Annotated in this window: 18 protein-coding genes; 12 read left to right on the top strand and 6 right to left on the bottom strand. The window is 54.1% G+C overall.

Annotation, left to right across the window (positions count from 1 at the left end; all coding sequences use genetic code 11):
* Positions 1 to 50: 50 nt before the first annotated feature.
* Positions 51 to 494 carry a hypothetical protein gene (locus OKX01_RS08870; RefSeq protein ID WP_230018246.1) on the top strand — a complete coding sequence of 148 codons (444 nt, stop codon included), beginning with the start codon at positions 51 to 53 and terminating at the stop codon, positions 492 to 494.
* Positions 495 to 647: 153 nt separating this feature from the next.
* Complete coding sequence (locus OKX01_RS08865; RefSeq protein WP_264672807.1) at positions 648 to 1,577, top strand: formylglycine-generating enzyme family protein; 930 nt, start codon at positions 648 to 650, stop codon at positions 1,575 to 1,577.
* Here the strand turns inward: OKX01_RS08865 and OKX01_RS08860 are convergent.
* Genes OKX01_RS08860 through OKX01_RS08850 form a run of 3 tightly spaced genes read right to left on the bottom strand, consistent with a single transcriptional unit; the run spans position 1,574 to position 4,417 of the window.
* Positions 1,574 to 2,188 carry a helix-turn-helix domain-containing protein gene (locus tag OKX01_RS08860; RefSeq protein WP_094196627.1) on the bottom strand — a complete coding sequence of 205 codons (615 nt, stop codon included), beginning with the start codon at positions 2,186 to 2,188 and terminating at the stop codon, positions 1,574 to 1,576. The two genes, OKX01_RS08865 and OKX01_RS08860, sit on opposite strands and share 4 nt — an antisense overlap.
* Positions 2,178 to 3,251: a hypothetical protein gene (locus OKX01_RS08855; RefSeq protein WP_108727449.1), complete on the bottom strand. Its 1,074-nt coding sequence runs from the start codon at positions 3,249 to 3,251 to the stop codon at positions 2,178 to 2,180. Before OKX01_RS08855 ends, OKX01_RS08860 begins: the two co-directional genes overlap by 11 nt.
* Positions 3,252 to 3,286: 35 nt before the next feature.
* Positions 3,287 to 4,417, bottom strand: coding sequence for an NAD(P)/FAD-dependent oxidoreductase (locus tag OKX01_RS08850; protein WP_108727448.1), 1,131 nt, complete (start codon positions 4,415 to 4,417; stop codon positions 3,287 to 3,289).
* Between the two features lie 276 nt (positions 4,418 to 4,693).
* Here OKX01_RS08850 and OKX01_RS08845 point away from each other — a divergent pair, with 276 nt between their 5' ends.
* The 3 genes from OKX01_RS08845 (at position 4,694) to OKX01_RS08835 (ending at position 7,978) form a co-directional block, all read left to right on the top strand.
* Positions 4,694 to 5,122 (top strand): DUF2946 family protein, encoded by a 429-nt coding sequence (locus OKX01_RS08845; protein WP_335641799.1) that lies wholly within the window; start codon positions 4,694 to 4,696, stop codon positions 5,120 to 5,122.
* A 62-nt stretch (positions 5,123 to 5,184) separates the two neighbouring features.
* A complete protein-coding gene (locus tag OKX01_RS08840) occupies positions 5,185 to 7,332 on the top strand; it encodes a TonB-dependent receptor family protein (RefSeq protein ID WP_264672806.1) in 2,148 nt (715 codons plus the stop codon).
* A gap of 169 nt (positions 7,333 to 7,501) precedes the next feature.
* Positions 7,502 to 7,978: a copper uptake system-associated protein gene (locus tag OKX01_RS08835; protein ID WP_264672805.1), complete on the top strand. Its 477-nt coding sequence runs from the start codon at positions 7,502 to 7,504 to the stop codon at positions 7,976 to 7,978.
* A 78-nt stretch (positions 7,979 to 8,056) separates the two neighbouring features.
* Here OKX01_RS08835 and OKX01_RS08830 read toward each other — a convergent pair whose 3' ends face one another.
* On the bottom strand, positions 8,057 to 8,341 hold the full coding sequence (locus tag OKX01_RS08830; protein WP_264672804.1) for a hypothetical protein: 285 nt from the start codon (positions 8,339 to 8,341) through the stop codon (positions 8,057 to 8,059).
* 243 nt (positions 8,342 to 8,584) lie between these two features.
* Here OKX01_RS08830 and OKX01_RS08825 point away from each other — a divergent pair, with 243 nt between their 5' ends.
* The 3 genes from OKX01_RS08825 (at position 8,585) to OKX01_RS08815 (ending at position 10,975) form a co-directional block, all read left to right on the top strand.
* Complete coding sequence (locus tag OKX01_RS08825) at positions 8,585 to 9,895, top strand: ParB/Srx family N-terminal domain-containing protein (RefSeq protein WP_264672803.1); 1,311 nt, start codon at positions 8,585 to 8,587, stop codon at positions 9,893 to 9,895.
* 201 nt (positions 9,896 to 10,096) lie between these two features.
* Positions 10,097 to 10,471: a hypothetical protein gene (locus OKX01_RS08820; RefSeq protein WP_249462381.1), complete on the top strand. Its 375-nt coding sequence runs from the start codon at positions 10,097 to 10,099 to the stop codon at positions 10,469 to 10,471.
* 174 nt (positions 10,472 to 10,645) lie between these two features.
* A complete protein-coding gene (locus OKX01_RS08815) occupies positions 10,646 to 10,975 on the top strand; it encodes a hypothetical protein (RefSeq protein WP_249462378.1) in 330 nt (109 codons plus the stop codon).
* Positions 10,976 to 11,056: 81 nt separating this feature from the next.
* Here OKX01_RS08815 and OKX01_RS08810 read toward each other — a convergent pair whose 3' ends face one another.
* On the bottom strand, positions 11,057 to 11,305 hold the full coding sequence (locus tag OKX01_RS08810; RefSeq protein WP_264672802.1) for a hypothetical protein: 249 nt from the start codon (positions 11,303 to 11,305) through the stop codon (positions 11,057 to 11,059).
* Positions 11,306 to 11,370: 65 nt separating this feature from the next.
* Between OKX01_RS08810 and OKX01_RS08805 the strand changes: the two genes are divergently transcribed.
* The 4 genes from OKX01_RS08805 to OKX01_RS08790 all read left to right on the top strand — a co-directional run bounded on the left by OKX01_RS08805 (position 11,371) and on the right by OKX01_RS08790 (position 16,091).
* Positions 11,371 to 11,955, top strand: coding sequence for a type IV secretion system DNA-binding domain-containing protein (locus OKX01_RS08805; protein ID WP_395029548.1), 585 nt, complete (start codon positions 11,371 to 11,373; stop codon positions 11,953 to 11,955).
* 62 nt (positions 11,956 to 12,017) lie between these two features.
* Positions 12,018 to 12,326, top strand: a complete 309-nt coding sequence (locus OKX01_RS08800) for a relaxase domain-containing protein (protein ID WP_264672801.1) — start codon at positions 12,018 to 12,020, stop codon at positions 12,324 to 12,326.
* Entirely contained in the window at positions 12,271 to 14,943 is a 2,673-nt protein-coding gene (mobF, locus tag OKX01_RS08795) for a MobF family relaxase (protein ID WP_264672800.1), read from the top strand. The genes OKX01_RS08800 and mobF overlap by 56 nt, the downstream gene beginning before the upstream one ends.
* 551 nt (positions 14,944 to 15,494) lie before the next feature.
* Positions 15,495 to 16,091, top strand: coding sequence for a hypothetical protein (locus OKX01_RS08790; RefSeq protein ID WP_264672799.1), 597 nt, complete (start codon positions 15,495 to 15,497; stop codon positions 16,089 to 16,091).
* 188 nt (positions 16,092 to 16,279) lie between these two features.
* Here OKX01_RS08790 and OKX01_RS08785 read toward each other — a convergent pair whose 3' ends face one another.
* Entirely contained in the window at positions 16,280 to 16,456 is a 177-nt protein-coding gene (locus tag OKX01_RS08785; RefSeq protein ID WP_264672798.1) for a hypothetical protein, read from the bottom strand.
* Positions 16,457 to 16,736 lie beyond the last annotated feature (280 nt).

Genomic DNA, 16,736 nt, shown 5'->3' with positions numbered 1-16,736 from the left:
GCATCCCCCCTATCCCGCCTGCGGCCCCTATTTTGAACAAGGGGGCAAGCTTGCTCACACCCGAGTATCAAGGTGCACGCCTGCATATCTACCTGGAGCAATGGCACAGCCAGACTCAGTTGGACGCCGGGAATCTGGCTACACCGGCGCGTCAGAATAATCTGTTTATTGTTTTGCGCTACCGCTATACCAACACCAGCCCACGCCCCCTGAACCCGCAGATCCATCGACCACGCCTGTTTCTGGCAGATGCGTCGGGCCAAAAACTAGCACCCAATCAGCGAGCGACACAGGACTATCGCTACGCACACGATCTGGATACGGTGGGCCCGGACAAAATCAATCCTCTGGTGAGCATCTCGGATGTCGCGGTATTTGAAGTCAGCCCCGCCTTGTTTGATCCAAGCCGCTGGAGCGTTGTGGTTCAGGAAGGCCAGGCCATCCATATTCCCTTGTCGATTATTCCTGAAAAATCCCCCAACAACGCTGAATAAGCACAATACTCCCCTTCTATTCCAATAAATCATTAAACTCTGCGCACAGACAGACCCGTCTTATAAGCAGACATGGAATAATACGGGGCCATATAAGCAAAATTAATCGACAAAGCTCTCGCGTCGCGAGTCGTCAAGAGCAAGGAAACAAGATTGCGTCATACCCCTGTGCGGCTCAGCGTCACCCTCATCATTGCCAGCATCTTACTTTTACTGGTACTGAGGTCTTTGCCTACGCGCCCTGAGCCCGGTCCTGAATTGATCCCGGTAGAAGGCGGCTCATTTATGGCCGGCAATTTCCAGGTGCCCATGCGTGCTCCCGACGGCGAGCAGTCCGTGCAATGGGTAGCACAAGCCGATCAGGGTGCTCTGGATCCGTACCCGGTAGAGGTCAGCGCGTTTTCCATCATGAAAAAAGAGGCGACTAACGCCCTGTATGACCGCTTCCTGAAGCAAACCCAGCGCCCTGCCCGTTGGCAGCCCGTGAAAGGCGATGATGAACAGGCCGCCAATATGCCTTATGACGAAGCCGAAGCCTTTTGCACCTGGTTGGGAAAAAACAGTGGCCTGGACATGCGTTTGCCCACCGAGGCCGAATGGGAGTACGCGGCCCGCGGCCGCGGGCAAGCGATTCCTTGGGCTACCGACAACGGCCAATGGCAAGCAGGTCGAAATCTGCCGGAACCAGATAGTGGCGCGAACAAACACAAGACGGGTGCATTTCCGCCCAACCCCTTGGGCATACAGGACATGGCCAACGGTCTGCACGAATGGGTTATCTCCGACCCCAATCGCGACCCTGCCCATGTACGGATTTTCAAAGGCGGCAGCAATACGGGGACAAGCTCACGCGACACCATCCCCACACGGGGCATCGTCTTTCCCTTGTCCGACGCGACCATCCAAGCCAAACCCGAACTGGCTCGTCTGAAAGGCCGCCCCGCAGGCACCGTCTATTTTCAAAACGCCACCGCGCGTTGTGTGGCGCCGTTAAAGTCCAATGGCACCCCTCCTGTATCAGCCAAGCCAGACAGCACCGTGCCGCCGGTTTTTAACGACGTATCGGTATCGGCCCCATCCTAAACCAGTCCCGGTGGCAAACCGCTGGTACAGACGGCGACAACCTTCGCGTCGTCTTCGCTGGTCGACAAGTAAATATGTCCGATGCCGCTGTCAAAATACGCAGACTCGTGTGTGTTCAGAAACAAGGTCTCGCCGGTTTCAAACTGAATAGCAATAGCGCCGGATAGGACGATCACAAACTCCTGCCCCGCATGACGGATATAGTCGTCAAATTCGCTGGCATCGCGTGAGTCAATGACGGCCAGAATCGGGTTCATGTGTTTGCCGCTCAGTTCGCCAAACAACAGGCCGTATTCATAATTACGCGTCGCATAGCCCGGGGTGGCGGTGGACTTATGGCTGGAAATGCCCACTTCAGTGGTGGGCAAGCGTTGCGTGTTTTCCTCATCCGGTATGGCAAACAAGGAACCCACCTCAATATTCAGGGCGCGGGCCAGAACCACAAATTTTTCATAGCTTAAGGAGACCTGCCCTAGTTCTGCTTTGGAAATGGTAGAAAGCGCCAAGCCCGTTTTTTCAGACACCTGCTTGAGTGTCTGTTTTTGATTATGTCGGGCTTGACGCAGGCGAGATCCTACCTGTTCCTTGCTGAGCAATTCATTACGTCGCATTCCTGGATTGTAAGCGGCGCAAACGAAACCAGGCAATCAGAATCCAGGCCATCAACACAAAGCCCAGATAACCAAAAAACGGGTAGACCGTACCGACCAGATTGATGAAACCAATCTTGGCCCCCACCAGTCCCAGCACTCCGGCAATGGCCGTACCAATATTGAATTTACGCGTGTTAGGGGTAAAAATTCGGGCTGAGAAGGAATACAGCACACCGACCGACGTCGTTAGAATCATGGCGAAAACCACCACGGACATAATGGTACCCAGCAGTCTGGATTGCTCGGTCGCCAGCATCAGCATAGGCAAGGCGGCCGAGCCAATGGTATCAATACGGCCAAACACACCGGCACTGATGAGCACGATCAAAAAACCCAGCAGCAAACCACCGACCAGTCCACCCAACAGCGCATTGCGGCGCGATGTGGCCTGCGCCCCTGCGATCATCAGAAACGGCGCCCCCACCACCATGTTGTAGGACACGTACAGCAACGCGCCGACTAACCAATGTCCTGCACCCTGAGGTTTGGTATGCGCGATGACATCCAACTCCTCCAATGGCAAGTCCCGGGTATTCCAGCTGTAAATGCACAGGAAAACCATCATCAGAACCAGAATGGGCGTGACGCTGCCAATAAAGGCCATCACCCTATCCACGCGCAAGAACACGATCAGCACGGTAATCAGCATGACGGCGACACTGCCGTACTGCGCCGGTACGCCCCACTGTTGCTCCATCAGCGAGCCGCCACCGGCAAACATCACCACCGCAATGGCATACATGAAGAAGGTAATCATGATGTCGACCACCACGCCCAGACGCGGCCCACAAATCAAATACAACCCTTCTTTAAACGAATGCGATACTGAAACCTGGCTCAGCTCCCCCACCGCCATACCCAGTATCGTGAAGCACAGACCACTGACCACCCCTCCAAGCAATCCCCAATACCCGAAGCTGCTGAAAAACTGCAACACCTCCTGTCCTGATGCAAAGCCGGCCCCCACCACCACACCGACAAAGGCCATCGCAATGCCCAGGATATTTCTTATATTCGACATGCTTTCTCCTCCAGGAGATCAAAGTGCTGCTGTTTTTATGTTCTGAAACGAGCCGGTGACACCACAGCCGGATCAATCTCCAAGGCCTTCAAGGACTCGGGCAAATCCTGCTTTTGCAACAAACTGGCCGCCAGCAAGGACGCACCTGCTGCGGTTTGAATCCCATAGCCGCCTTGCCCCGCCAGCCAGAAAAAGCCGGGACATTGTGTATCGTGACCAATGACCAGCTCCCCATCAGGAGCAAAACTACGCAGTCCTGCCCACGTGTGGCTAGGACGACGGATACGAAGCTGGGTGCGCTCTTCAATGCGGTAAATGCCGGTGGCCACATCCAGCTCTTCGGCCACGACATCATGCGCGTCCACATCATCTGCATTGGCCGGCGACCCCAACAACATGCCTGCATCGGGCTTGAAGTAGAACTCTTCGCCAATATCAATCACTGCCGGCCAATCCCGGTGATCCATCCCTTCGGGTGGCGAGAACAAAAACGCTGAACGGCGCTTGGGCTGAATCCCCAAGGCTTTGAGGCCACAACGCTCGGCCAGGGTATCGGCCCAGGCACCGGCTGCATTGACCAGAACACGTGTGCGCACAGTACCGGGCTCAGAGCTGAGCTGAACGTCCCAACACTCGCCATCCCATTGCGCGGACAGGACTTCTGTATCCAGACGCAGCGTTACGCCTTTTGCTTGTGCCCCTTTCAGGAACCCCTGATGCAAGGCATGCACATCCATATCTTGGCCCTGCCCGTCATACAAGGCGCCCGCCAATTGCGCCGGATCCAGGCATGGCACCAACGTCAGTGCCTGCTCGGCCGTCATGCGGCTGACATCCAGCCCTTGCTCATGCCAATCCTCATATTGACTGTCCAGCAAATCCTGTTGTTCGGCTGTGCCCACATACAGCACGCCACGCGGCAGCAAAATTGGCTGATCGCTAAAACCATCTGGCGGATGACTGAAAAAATCGTTACCCGCGACGGTCAGGGCACGAATCGTTTCAGTACCGTAGGTTTCAACAAACATAGCGGCCGAGCGCCCCGTCGAGTGATACGCAGCATGGGACTCTCTTTCCAGAACAAGCACGTGGGCGCTTTCCGGTAAACGGTAGGCCAAAGACACACCGGCCATCCCGGCACCCACAATGACGTAGTCATACACCATAAAATTCTCATATCCGATAATTGAGGGCTAATAGTAGGCCTTTCCCGGAAAAACATCCAAGCGGGTTTTTACTAGGCGGACACCTTGGTCTGCCTCGGACAGTCTTGCTTGAGCCCTACTTTCGGATTATTTCGCCTTCAAAACAAACGATTGGGCAACGTTTACCTCGGCAACAGCGCCATCGCTTTGGCAAAATCGTAATCCGCCACTTACTAAAGAGTCCGCAGATTACGTAAATCAAATCTAATTGAGAAGCAGTTGGAATACAATTGCGCCATGTCTGTCCAACGGCACCGCTCTCCCGCAAAAAATGGCATAGCCTGGCAAATTCTTTTTTGCCTGGCGATCCTGTCATTTTTGTGCCGTTCGCTGGTGCCGGCAGGATACATGCCGGACAAGGCTGACGAGCAAAACGGCTTCTTTTCCGTCACGCTGTGTGCCCCCGGTGGCACGCCCAGCACGATCTGGATGAGCCTTACAGGACAGGCCGATCCGCCACTATCCAATGAACACGCGGATATCCAGAAGTGCCCTTACGCCCTGGTTCTATCCCAAGTGGCCTTGCCCAGTGCCGACATGGCAAGCCTGGATGTACCGATGGATCACCCGCCTTTGCTGCTGGTGCACCGCAATCAGACCTTGCCCCCCTTACCCGCGCTGGGGCCACCACTCGGGTCACGCGCTCCGCCTGCCAACCTTGTTTGATCTCTCGTGGCCGACTGCCATATGTGCAGTCGCTTTTCAGCGAAGTCATTCAAGGTTTTTTTATGTCTATTTTTTGTATTTCTGCACAGGCATGCGCTGTGCAGGCCGCCCCCTTTCTGCCCTCTGTCCAATTAGCGCCAGGATCACCGCGCACACGAATCAGCGTCCTGGCTCTGACCTTGCTGTTCTCCAGTTCCTGGGCAAGCCTTGCTCATGCACAAACGCCAACACTGGCCCCCGTCGTCGTCACTCCAGACCGTGGCAAAAGTTTGACTGTGCCGGGCCTGCAAACTGCTCAAAAAAATATTGAACAAACCGCGGGCGGCGTCGCTCTGGTGCCCGAAAGCGCCTGGCGTGATACCAAAGCCGCTACCGTCAAAGACATGCTGGACTACACACCGGGGGTGTTTGCGCAGCCCAAATGGGGTGATGATGCGCGCCTATCCATACGGGGTTCAGGGCTGTCGCGTTATTACCATCTACGGGGCATCAGCCTGTATCAGGACGGCATCCCCTTGAACGACCCGGACGGCAGCAGCAACTTCCATCGTATCGACCCTACGGCCTATCGCTATACCGAGGTCTATAAAGGTGCCAATGCCTTGCAATACGGAGCCGCCACATTGGGCGGGGCCATCAACTTCGTCACCCCTACCGGCCATGATGCCGACGCCTTTCAAGGACGTCTGGATGCCGGTAGTTTTGGCTGGCGACGCGTGCAACTGAGCAGCGGCTTTGCGGGCGAAAAACTGGATGGTGTGATCTCCGGCTCCTGGCAAACTCAAGATGGTTATAGAGAACAAAGCGCCGGCCATTCCCTACGTGCGAATGCAAACCTGGGCTGGCGTTTGTCAGACCGGGCAGAAACCCGTTTTTACCTGAGCGGCTACCAGATTCACCAGGATATTCCCGGCTCGGTCAGCCGCGATCAGGCTCTGAATAATCCACGACAAGCCGCCAAAGAAAATAAGCAAAACGACTGGCAGCTCAACCTGGACGGCGGTCGCATTGCCAACCGCACAGTGCTGGTCATGGGCGAGACGCAGTACGAACTAGGTGGCTGGTTTGAACAAAGTTCGTTGCGACACCCTATTTATCAATTTGTTGATAGGGACACGAGCAGCTACGGCGCCTACGGCCGGTTGGTCAACACCAGCCCGCTTGCGGGCAGAGACAATCGCTTCACGCTGGGCCTGACCTGGTCGGCCGGCAAGATTGATGCCCAAAACTCGGTAAACGTGGGAGGTAAACGACTGGAAAAACTGTCTGCTAGCAAAGACAGGTCCAACAACCTGAGCATCTATGCTGAAAACGCCTGGAGTCTGGGCTCGGACTTGTCCCTGATCACCGGCCTGCAATACCTGCACGCTCAGCGCAAGCGCCAGGATCGGTACAACGGCGGCCTGCCCACCACGCGATCCGGGGACAAGAGCTACAACTTCTTCAATCCCAAGTTGGGCCTGCTGTGGAATGCGGGTCCGCAGTGGCAAATCTACGGCAATATTTCTCGCAGCGCCGAGCCGCCTACGTTTGACGATATGACGTTCTCGACCGGCAATGATCTGGATCGTCTGCAAGCTCAACGTGCCACCACCTTCGAGATAGGCACCCGAGGAGAAAGCGGAGACGTGGCTTGGGACGTCTCCCTGTACCATGCGCGCGTCAAAAATGAGCTGCAATGCATCAGCGCCCCCTGGAACATCTGCGACAAGACCGTCAACGCCGATCGCACAAGCCATCAGGGCATAGAGCTGGGCGTGCAATGGACGGCCGCCCGAGGCTTGTTTGTACAAAGTCTGCAAAGTGACAGCCTGGAGGTCAAGGGTGCCTACACCTACAGCAACTTCAAATTCGACAATGATCAGGACTGGAACAACAATCAAATGCCCGGTGTACCTAAGCACTACCTGAGGGCGGAGCTTATCTACAAACACCCTTCAGGCTTTCACATTGGCCCCAATGTGGAATGGGTGCCGCAGGCTTACTACGTCGATAACGCAAACACCACCAAAACCAGTTCCTATGCCCTGCTGGGCTTGCGAGCTGGCTGGGAGCGCGGCCCCTACTCCTTCTATATCGATGGCCGCAACCTGACGGATCGCCGATACATCGCCAGTGCCAGCATTACGGACTACGCCACCGCCTCCTCGCCCTTGTTCGAGCCGGGTACAGGGCGATCGGTCTTTGCCGGTGTGCAGATCCAGTATTGATCCCGTTTTTTTCATCTTTTCAAGGGGTTTGCCATGCACGTCACATCACAGCTGTTGATCCTGGCATGCCAGATCACGGCCCCCAGGCTGCCAAGCAGTCAGATGAGCACTCTGCTCGGGGCGAAAGCCCCACCCTGTCCTTTATTAGCTTGAGAAACAAGGAGTCTTCATGAAAACAGCTTCACAACATCACCAGACCTTCAAGGTGGCACGCCATGGTCTTTTCTTCGCCGTGGCTTTGCTCATCTTGCTCGCCATGAGCACCGGCGTGGCTCGCGCGGCACCTTCAGAGGCTGATCGCATCTCTCACGCCATGAAGGCAATTTGGGACAGCCCCGAAGCGCCTCTGGTGGTGGAGCCTATCGTGATCGAAGGTGATTACGCCCTGGCCGGTTGGACACAACTGACGCGTGGTGGTCGTGCGTTATTAAAGAGTCGCCATGGGGAATGGAATGTTCATATGTGCGGCGGCGATGGCTTGAACGACGTCGAGACCCTGACCATGGCCGGCATGAGCACTGAAGCGGCAGAACGCCTGGTCAAGAACACCAGCGAGGCTGAAGCCAAACTGCCTGCCGAGGTCACCGCCAAATTCTCCACCTTTGGAGACAATATGGTGGTGGATCACAACCATCACCCGGACTAATCCAGGAAGGAAAACCCGCTGCGCAATGACTGAGTCAACAAGCGATCACCGCGCCGGATCGCCGGATCGCAGCTTGCCCTACTCAGTCTGAGTGTGGTCATGTCCGCATTGACCACACTTCTTGCGCGGAAACGGCGAATAGCTGGTGAACAGGCTCTGGCTACCCATGAACGGCGACAGGCCACACTTTGGGCAAGTAAAAACCGTCATGGCCACCAGGCCCTGACCCAGAATGTAAAAGCCAAACACCAAAAACCCCAATGTCCCCAACACACGGTCGAACACCGGCAGCCCAAAATACAGGGCGACCAGGAGCAAGATATTGAACAGGGTAAACAGCCAGGCTTTTCTGTAGAGCGCCATCAAGAACCTTTTAAAATCAACTTCCACAAGTCTGGAAGTGCTTTGTCGATTTCATTTAAGCGCGGACAGTGTACGGGATTCAGTTCGCCTTAGAGGGAACTAGGCGAGCTGGTCACAATTTCACCCCGGCCGTGACAAGCAGCCCCCTCTCCAGCACAAGCGATAAATGTTTCTGAATGCAATGTTCCGGCAATACCCATCCCCCATGATCTAGGATCTTCCAACAAAATCTCCCAACAGACCATGAACCTCGCTTATTTGCATTCTCTTGTCCCCGCCCGGCAACAGCTCTTGCGCGCCCTGGGCATCGCTCTGCTGCCCTTGGTCTTGGCAGCCTGCGACAGTGGCTCCAGCACAGGTGGCGATCCGTCCCCCGAAGCCCCCGTCGTCACGCCACCTGTCACTGAAGAGCCGGAACCACCCCGCAACACGGCCTATCTGGACAGCAAAGCAGGCGATGTCATCAAGGTCCGCATAGAAGAACTGCATCCCACCCAGGCGGCCATTGGCTACGATCAGGTCTACTACAAGCTGGGACGCTGGCAAGGCGATCTGGACCGCCCTACCTGGGCTAACAATTCCAAGCACCAACTGGACTACCTGAATCGCACCATCGGCAAGAAATTTGACGACTACTGCGAGGATATGGGCGGTACCGAGCGCGCTCAGAAATTCCTGACGATCGCTGAGGCGCAAGCGGCCCGCCTGGATCAACCCACCACGTATCTGTGTAAAGACCCGTTGGGCTCGCAAACAGAAAACCTTAAAACCGTGGTCGTAGGCTGGGACGGCAATCTGTACCTGACCGATGGCCACCACACCTTCTCCTCCCTGCGCGAGATCCCTGACGGCGGCCCCAAACTGCCCGTCTGGGTCAAAGTCAGCGCCAACTACAGCGATATCCGCGATGCGTCTGCCTTCTGGGAGCGCATGAGCAAAGAAAAACTGGTCTGGCTGCGTGATGGTAAAAACCAAACCATTACCGTCGAACAACTGCCCACTCGCCTTGGCCTGACCAACGAAAAAGAAGCCGGTGGCATGCAGGAAGATCGCTATCGCTCCCTGGTGTACTTCACCCGCGACATTGCCTATAAAAACGGCAACCTGCCTGAATACGCCGAATTTCTGTGGGGTGACTGGCTACGTCGCCAGGCTTCAAAGGGCCAATTGGCCAAGCTGGACGACTACGTGATGGCTCCACCCGCCACACCGGTGCAGATTCTGGCCGCCAGCACGCTGAACAAGGCCTTGAAGCCCGGTGGTTCGGACGACAGCTACGCGGCTGCCGTGCGTGATGCCTCCCTGAAAATGACAGCGCTGAAAGACACGGATCTGGTCTTCGAAAACCGTGATGCAGCAGCGCTAGGCCGCATCGTCCTGGAAGCCAACGCTGCCAGTGACTCCGACACTAAAACAGCGCGCGACACCCTGGAAGAACTGCCACGCAACGACGTCAAATCTGACGGTAGCCCACGTGGTGCAGGAAAACTGTGGTTTGCGGTGAACTACCGCAATTGCGGCAAGCCTGCGGCGGGAACTTGCTGGGGGTGGTAAGAGAACCAGCCAACACAATCATTAAACAAAAGCCTGGGAGACAGGCTTTTGTCCCGGCACAGTTCCACCCTGAAACTCAAATTCATTCCAAGATATCGATACAGAATCCAATCAGTAACTATGCTAGTTGCACGAACTGGTAGCGTTGCTATATTTCGCCAATACCAACAGATAGGAGCGCTTAGCGCGGGAGGCGGCAGAATGAAAAAAACGATATTGGCCATTTGTCTTTTTACAGGCATTACAACGGCAAATGCGCAAGGCGTCGGACAAGGTCTGGGCGCTCATTACAAATGCAAATCCATGGCTGAAGCTTTAGACATGCGCGCGCACAATGCCATGTGGAAAGATCCCTCTGATGGAGAAGTTTTTGCCACAATGAGCTTGGCCTACATGTCTTGGGTCCAAGGCTTCATTTCTGCGACAAACCTTCATCGGCCACAAAATGGTCAAATCCGACTGAGCCCCGAGCGAGTCGCTGAATGGATGCAGAACTACTGCACACGGAACCCGGACCAAGAGATCTATATGGGCGCGAAGAACATTGTTGAATCCTTGCCCGAGGGATACCACTAGCAAGCAAATCCCATACTTCGTTCAGTAGGTATGCGCACAGACACAAGATAGAGGCATAGGGAAAATGACCGAGGCAATCAACTCGCTATTCATACGAGACACACACTGAACAAGAAAAGACAAGGAGCCATTCGGCTCCTTATTTTTTACATATCAATAGTTACCGGAGGGGTAATGAAGAAAACTACCATCATCATTGGAATCACAGCACTTAGTGTCATGTCCATCGCTCAGGCTGCTGAACTGCCGCGATACGACCCGAACAAATACTGCGAAAGAATCTCTTCTCTATCGGGAGGGTCCGCAACGCTCGCGAACGAGTGCATCAAAATGGAGCAAAGCTCGTATAACAAGCTCAAAAACATGTGGGAATCCATACCCGAGAAAACCGTCTCCTATTGCGACCGACTCGCCAGCACTACAGGAGGCAGCTACACGCTTCTTGAAAGCTGCATTGATATGGAAATGACGGAATCGAACTCTCCACAAAAGTTCGAGTTTTAAGCACGCAACCCCTGCCACAAACTTAACAACGCGTGATTGAAAGCGCCCAGGTAGAGAGCTTGCGTCCGTCTGAACGCTCCGTCACAAGGCTGGAAAGAATGCAATGACGTTCCTGGAAATCCAGTCACTCTCCATCATCAGCTCGAAATGATTGCGACCCGGTCGTTCGCAATAAAGGCTGTTTTGGAAAAGAGACTTCATCTGTTTGGTCGCATCACGAAAAAAACAGAGCTCGCCCGCATACAAAATGACAGGCACATCAAGCTTGCCAGGTACGTGGGCGAGTGTCGGCCAAGCTGTCCGAGCATACCAGAATGAAATCCGGGCCATTCTCGATTCGTGACTGGATTGACGATCCCAATGGTGGGAATTTGTTCATCAACTAGCGGGAAGACATGGTGACCGCAATGAAGCCATTGGTGTCATCTTGGGCCGATGTGTTTATTACGGCTGTCCTGTCATTGCCCGAAGATGCAAAACGGCGCTGGTGGTTGTTCATCGACGAGTTGGCCAGTCTGGACGCCCTGCCCTCGTTAGAAGATGGGCTGACCAAGGGCCGTAAAAAAGGCCTACGTATCGTAGCGGGCCTGCAAAGCACGTCCCAACTGGACTACATCTACGGTGAGAAGAAAGCTCAAACGATTCGCGCCAGTTTTCGTAACTTGCTGGTACTGGGCGGTTCTCGCACTGACCATGAAACCGCTGAGGATCTGAGCAAGAGCCTAGGCGAGCATGAGGTAGAGCGTCATAAATACAGCGTCTCTCGCTCTGTCGGTGATCGCAATACCAATGATCAAAATACGCCAGTCACCGAGCGTGTCGTGACCGCCGCACAAATTCAAGCCTTCGATGATTTAACAGGCTATGTCGCCTTTGCCGGTAAGTATCCAATCTCACGTTTCAAGCTGCGGTTTGAGCCGTTTACTCAAGTGATTGAGCCGTTCATTGAATCGAGCCAGCTCAAACGCATTCCCCGCTGAACACAAAGCACGGCTGAAGCTTAGCGACAGCCTGCCCTCGTCTTGCCAGTAGGAAATACCACATGATTACTAAAGAGGTTTTACACCGCTCTGGAGCCGCCAAGCACTCACACTACTATGGTGACCAGGCCAACGACTACTACAGCCGTGATGGTCAGGCCGCCATTTGGCAAGGAAAGGGAGCTGAGATGCTTGGCGCATCTGGCGCGGTCGATACCCAGCGCTTTCATGCCATGTTGCGCGGCGAGTTCGGCCGTGGCGTGAATGCCGGCAACAGCATTCGTCACGACTCCCAAGCCCGCTCTGGCTTGGATCTTGACGATCTCAGCACCCAAAAGTGTCTCACTGCAAGCCTTAATCGGTGGCGATGAGCGCATCATCACTGCCCATGACCGAGCGGTTGAAGGTGCATTGGCCTACGCAGAGCAGCATTTTGCACAGTCACGCCAAACCATCCGTGGTAAATCACAGGTGGAAAACACCGGCAATCTGATCATCAGTAAATTTAGACACGAAACGGCCAGAGCCACAGACAACTCCCCGCCGGACCCGCAGCTCCACACCCACGCCGTCATCATGAATCTGACCCAGCGCCAGGACGGTAGTTGGGCAGCGCTGAACAACGATTTACTGGTTCAATCCCGTCCGCTCCTGGACTCGATTTACATGGCTGAATTAGCCAAAGAGTTAACCGCCATCGGCTACGATCTGCGCTTTGAAAAGAACCATGTTGAGCTGGCGCATATCACGCGTGACCAGATCGAGCACTTTAGTAAACGCAGTGCGCAAATGAACCAGCGTTTGGCCGATGTGGGCATGGACGGTCCCACCGCCTCTCATGCGCAACGCCAAATGGCTGTGCTAGCCACTCGTCAGCCTAAAACACAGGAGTTCACCCGCGATCAGCTACAAGCTGACTGGACGGCGCAGTCAAAGGACATTGGGATCGACTTCCAAAGTAATCTGCACGCCTCAAAAGAACGCGCCAAGAATCTGGCTAGCCTTAATCGCCACTCGCCTGAACCCGAGGCCCGTCAGCGCATTGCCGATACCGCGATGATCTGGGCCATCAAGCACCTGGCTGAACGTGAAACAGTCATGAGCCAATCCGCATTGCTCAGTCATGCGCTGCGCCATGGGGAAGGAGCCGTCAGCGCAGAGCAACTACGACAGTCTCTAAGTCGCCTGGTTGCACGAAACGAGTTGGTGGCCAGGGCCTTCCATTACCGTAGTAGCTCTAACCATGAAGCTAAACCGCGCACACGGCAGGCCTGGGCGCAAGAGCTAGTCCAACTGCGCGGCATCTCCATAAGCAAGGCCCTGCAGCAAGTCGATCAGGCCATCGATGTCGGTCGGTTGACACCTACTGAACCACTCTTTGCGACCCAGACAGCATTGCGCAGTGAACGCGATGTCGTCTCCATGATGCACGCGGGACGCGACAAGGTAGCGCCGGTGCTAGCGCGTGATCAATTGCAGACGGAGTTAACCGACACCACCCTCACACCAGGCCAGCGCAGTGCCATCGAACTGATGCTATCAGGCCAAGACCAGGTGGTAGGCGTACAAGGATTGGCCGGTACGGGCAAATCATTCGCACTACAAGAAACCAAAGCATTTTTAGAGGCACGAGGATATCGCATGATCGCCCTTGCCCCCTACGGTTCACAGGTTGCCAATCTGCGCCAGGACGGCATTGAGACGAACACGGTGGCCTCAATGACAACCGCTACCGAGACCGAACGCCTGGACAGCAAGCTGGGCGAAAAAACGGTAGTCGTCATTGATGAAGCTGGCGTTATTCCAGTACGCGAGATGCAAAAGTTGCTTCATCGGTTGCAGCCTAGCGGTGCTCGCATCGTATTGCTCGGAGACACTGGCCAGACCAAAGCAGTTGAAGCCGGGCGGGCATTTGCATTGCTACAAGAACAAGGTATGAAAACTGCTCTCATGGGCGATATACAGCGTCAGAAAAGCGACACACTTAAACAAGCGGTCGAACTGGCCGCCGTCGGCAAAGCAAGTGCCTCACTCAAGATTCTGGAAGATCATGTCGTCCAGATTGACGATCGCATCACAAAATGGGATGACGGCACCGAAAAACGCGACAGCAGTCCACGCTATGAAGCGATCGCACGCGAGTACGTCAACCTGTCCAATACCGCACAAGCTAATACGCTCATTGTCACCGGGACCAACCACTCTCGTCAGGCCTTGAATCAACGAGTACATGAGCTGCGGGGTCTGAATGGCAAAGGACGGCCATACCGCTTGCTGACCCGCCACGACACCACCCGAGCCGAGCGTCGCTGCGCCAAGTATTACACGGTCGGTGATATCGTCCAGCCCGAGCGTGATTACAAGAACGGGATGAAACGTGGCCAACTCTATGAGGTGGTCGAATGCAACCGCACCACCGACAGGCTGATCGTTTTACCCCTGCGCCCCGATCCTGGCAAGGAAGCTCAACCCATTGAAGTGATCCCGAAAACAATGAGTACGCTATCGGTCTATCACCAGCACACCGCAGAAGTGTCCGTGGGGGATATGGTTCGGGTTACCCGCAACAATGCCGAGCTCGATCTGGCCAATGGGGAACGCTACGAAGTACTCGGTATTGCGCAGGACTCGGTGACCATTGCGGCCAATGGCCGAGCCGTCACCTTGACCGCTGATCAACCTCTGCACCTGGATCACGCCTACGCGACGACTGCCCATAGTGCCCAAGGGCTGACCTGCGATCGCGTGCTTTACAACGCGGAAAGTTTTTCACGCACCACGGCCCAGGACACCTATTACGTGAGTATTTCGCGTGAACGGCATGAGGTCACCGTCTTCACAGATAACGCCACGCTACTACCCAAAGCAGTAGATAGAAAGGCCTACAAGGGGCTGGCTCATGACTTGCTGACCATCCGCAGCAAGGCCAAACCGCACGAAATGGCACACGCCAAACCCGAGGAACAGCATGCTGAACTGGAAATTTGAGGTATATGGCAATTTATCGTCGAAGATTCGTCAGCTATCTGTCTATTAGCGGTCTACGTCTTGTCTATTGTTTGTCCAGCGCTTGGGCACTAATGGTCAATTAATTGTCTATTAACTGACCACTGGCTCGTTATTAGTCCATGTCCACGGTACAAAACGCCACATACGTACCCCATAAAAATGACGTACTTACTGACTTACAAATGATTTCGTTGCTCTATTTGTTCCACGCAACCTAAAGTTGCCAACTTTCTGAAAGCCGCATGTATGCGTGCTTTCAGCACCCCGGCAGGGGTGCGTCCTGTGTGAGACCTTAAGGGCCACAAAGAGCGCCAGCTCGTTGAGGGACTTTTGGTCTCTTGCCTGGTCCTCAGACCAGGCAGCGTCACCCTGATGGGGCCCCGGCAACGCCGGGGAAACTCACGCTATCCCACCTACTCCGATTTAGCCGCTGCTATTAGACAGCACGGCCAGATTGTCACGCCTTCATCACTCTGGTGAAGGCTTCACCATGCAGTTCAAAAACTGCGCGTAATAGGAGATTCACAACGATGGAACAGAAACTCAACAACAAGGATGACGGTACCAAGCACAAATCAATAGATGATTTTGAGCGGCGGGGACAAGCTGAAAAGTCACGTGCTGCTGAACAGCAAAAGCGAGCACGTGTCTTGAATGGTCCCCAATTATTTCGTGACGTGATGATCAAGCTGGGACTCCAACGAAAGTCGGCTGAGCGTGAGCACATCAATACCAAGATGCTTGAGGCCAGTATGTCACTAGAAAAATTGACGTCAGCCGATCACGCAAGGGAAGACCAACGAAACTTTGAGCCCTCCGTTTCTAACCATCTCGAAGAAACAGCGGAATTTAAAGCCTATGAACGTGGCTTAGCAGCAGGTTTAAATGCTCAAGAAATGACCGATGTGGATCTGAAAGATCCCGATGTACTCGAAGGGTACGTCAAAGGACTTGAGGATCATATAAGTGATCTACACATTGCAAGAGATATTGATGGGTTTCAAGTGCCAAATGCCGATATTGAACGTGCTGAACAGCTCTGGAAACCAGCTCACCAGCAAAGTCTATTAAACATGAAACAGCAAGATTTGGAGATCAAGTCAGACGGGCCAGAACTAGACCGCTAAGTCCAGTCGGGCTATAGAAGCAACAAAGGCCACCAATGGGTGGCCTTTGTCGTATGTAGAAAATCAAACTGAGATGATCTACGAATCATGTGTATAAGTTGAGGTTTGACCCGACAGAATGTGTTAGATCATGTATGCTGCAGTTCGATCTTAGGTTCAACCGATTGATGCAACATATAGCAACCTCTTCAGTTGCTTGGCTTGAGCGCTTGGTTAGATGGCGCAGTTTTTTCTTGCTCTCTTTTTCTGCAGGTAACGCCGTCAATACAAATCTGGCCAATGCCCTCTGGGTTCTCCTTAAGATCCATGACATTGAAGACTTTTTGACACTTCTGGCACTTCGTATGACTGATGATTTCGTTCATATATTATGATTCTTTCTAACGCCTGAATTAAGCAGCCCCTCAAAGTGAGGGCGGTTTAGATGAATTTCTAGACCAACCTCAACTACGGATTTCCAAGATGGGAAGACCATAGTCATCAGCGTCGTTATGCACGGTTGGATATAGCTGCGTGCCACGAATCTCATAACAGGGTAACCCGAAATCATCGACTGAGTTGTGTACCGTCGGATATACAGATGTGCCTCTGATCTCGAATGCAGGAAGCCCAAAATCATGAACCTCGTTGTGCACTGTTGGATAA

This window comes from Alcaligenes sp. SMD-FA, assembly GCF_025960365.1.
GTDB classification, from domain to species: Bacteria; Pseudomonadota; Gammaproteobacteria; order Burkholderiales; family Burkholderiaceae_B; genus Alcaligenes; species Alcaligenes aquatilis.
This window is presented reverse-complemented; position numbering and strand designations above follow the sequence as displayed.

Excerpts from the sequence above, each read along its gene's own strand:
- OKX01_RS08860 (WP_094196627.1), bottom strand. The coding sequence starts at position 2,188 with ATGCGACGTAATGAATTGCTCAGCAAGGAACAGGTAGGATCTCGCCTG.
- OKX01_RS08855 (WP_108727449.1), bottom strand. The coding sequence starts at position 3,251 with ATGTCGAATATAAGAAATATCCTGGGCATTGCGATGGCCTTTGTCGGT.
- OKX01_RS08850 (WP_108727448.1), bottom strand. The coding sequence starts at position 4,417 with ATGGTGTATGACTACGTCATTGTGGGTGCCGGGATGGCCGGTGTGTCT.
- OKX01_RS08845 (WP_335641799.1), top strand. The coding sequence starts at position 4,694 with ATGTCTGTCCAACGGCACCGCTCTCCCGCAAAAAATGGCATAGCCTGG.
- OKX01_RS08840 (WP_264672806.1), top strand. The coding sequence starts at position 5,185 with ATGTCTATTTTTTGTATTTCTGCACAGGCATGCGCTGTGCAGGCCGCC.
- OKX01_RS08835 (WP_264672805.1), top strand. The coding sequence starts at position 7,502 with ATGAAAACAGCTTCACAACATCACCAGACCTTCAAGGTGGCACGCCAT.
- OKX01_RS08830 (WP_264672804.1), bottom strand. The coding sequence starts at position 8,341 with ATGGCGCTCTACAGAAAAGCCTGGCTGTTTACCCTGTTCAATATCTTG.
- OKX01_RS08825 (WP_264672803.1), top strand. The coding sequence starts at position 8,585 with ATGAACCTCGCTTATTTGCATTCTCTTGTCCCCGCCCGGCAACAGCTC.
- OKX01_RS08820 (WP_249462381.1), top strand. The coding sequence starts at position 10,097 with ATGAAAAAAACGATATTGGCCATTTGTCTTTTTACAGGCATTACAACG.
- OKX01_RS08815 (WP_249462378.1), top strand. The coding sequence starts at position 10,646 with ATGAAGAAAACTACCATCATCATTGGAATCACAGCACTTAGTGTCATG.
- OKX01_RS08810 (WP_264672802.1), bottom strand. The coding sequence starts at position 11,305 with ATGGCCCGGATTTCATTCTGGTATGCTCGGACAGCTTGGCCGACACTC.
- OKX01_RS08805 (WP_395029548.1), top strand. The coding sequence starts at position 11,371 with ATGGTGACCGCAATGAAGCCATTGGTGTCATCTTGGGCCGATGTGTTT.
- OKX01_RS08800 (WP_264672801.1), top strand. The coding sequence starts at position 12,018 with ATGATTACTAAAGAGGTTTTACACCGCTCTGGAGCCGCCAAGCACTCA.
- OKX01_RS08790 (WP_264672799.1), top strand. The coding sequence starts at position 15,495 with ATGGAACAGAAACTCAACAACAAGGATGACGGTACCAAGCACAAATCA.
- OKX01_RS08785 (WP_264672798.1), bottom strand. The coding sequence starts at position 16,456 with ATGAACGAAATCATCAGTCATACGAAGTGCCAGAAGTGTCAAAAAGTC.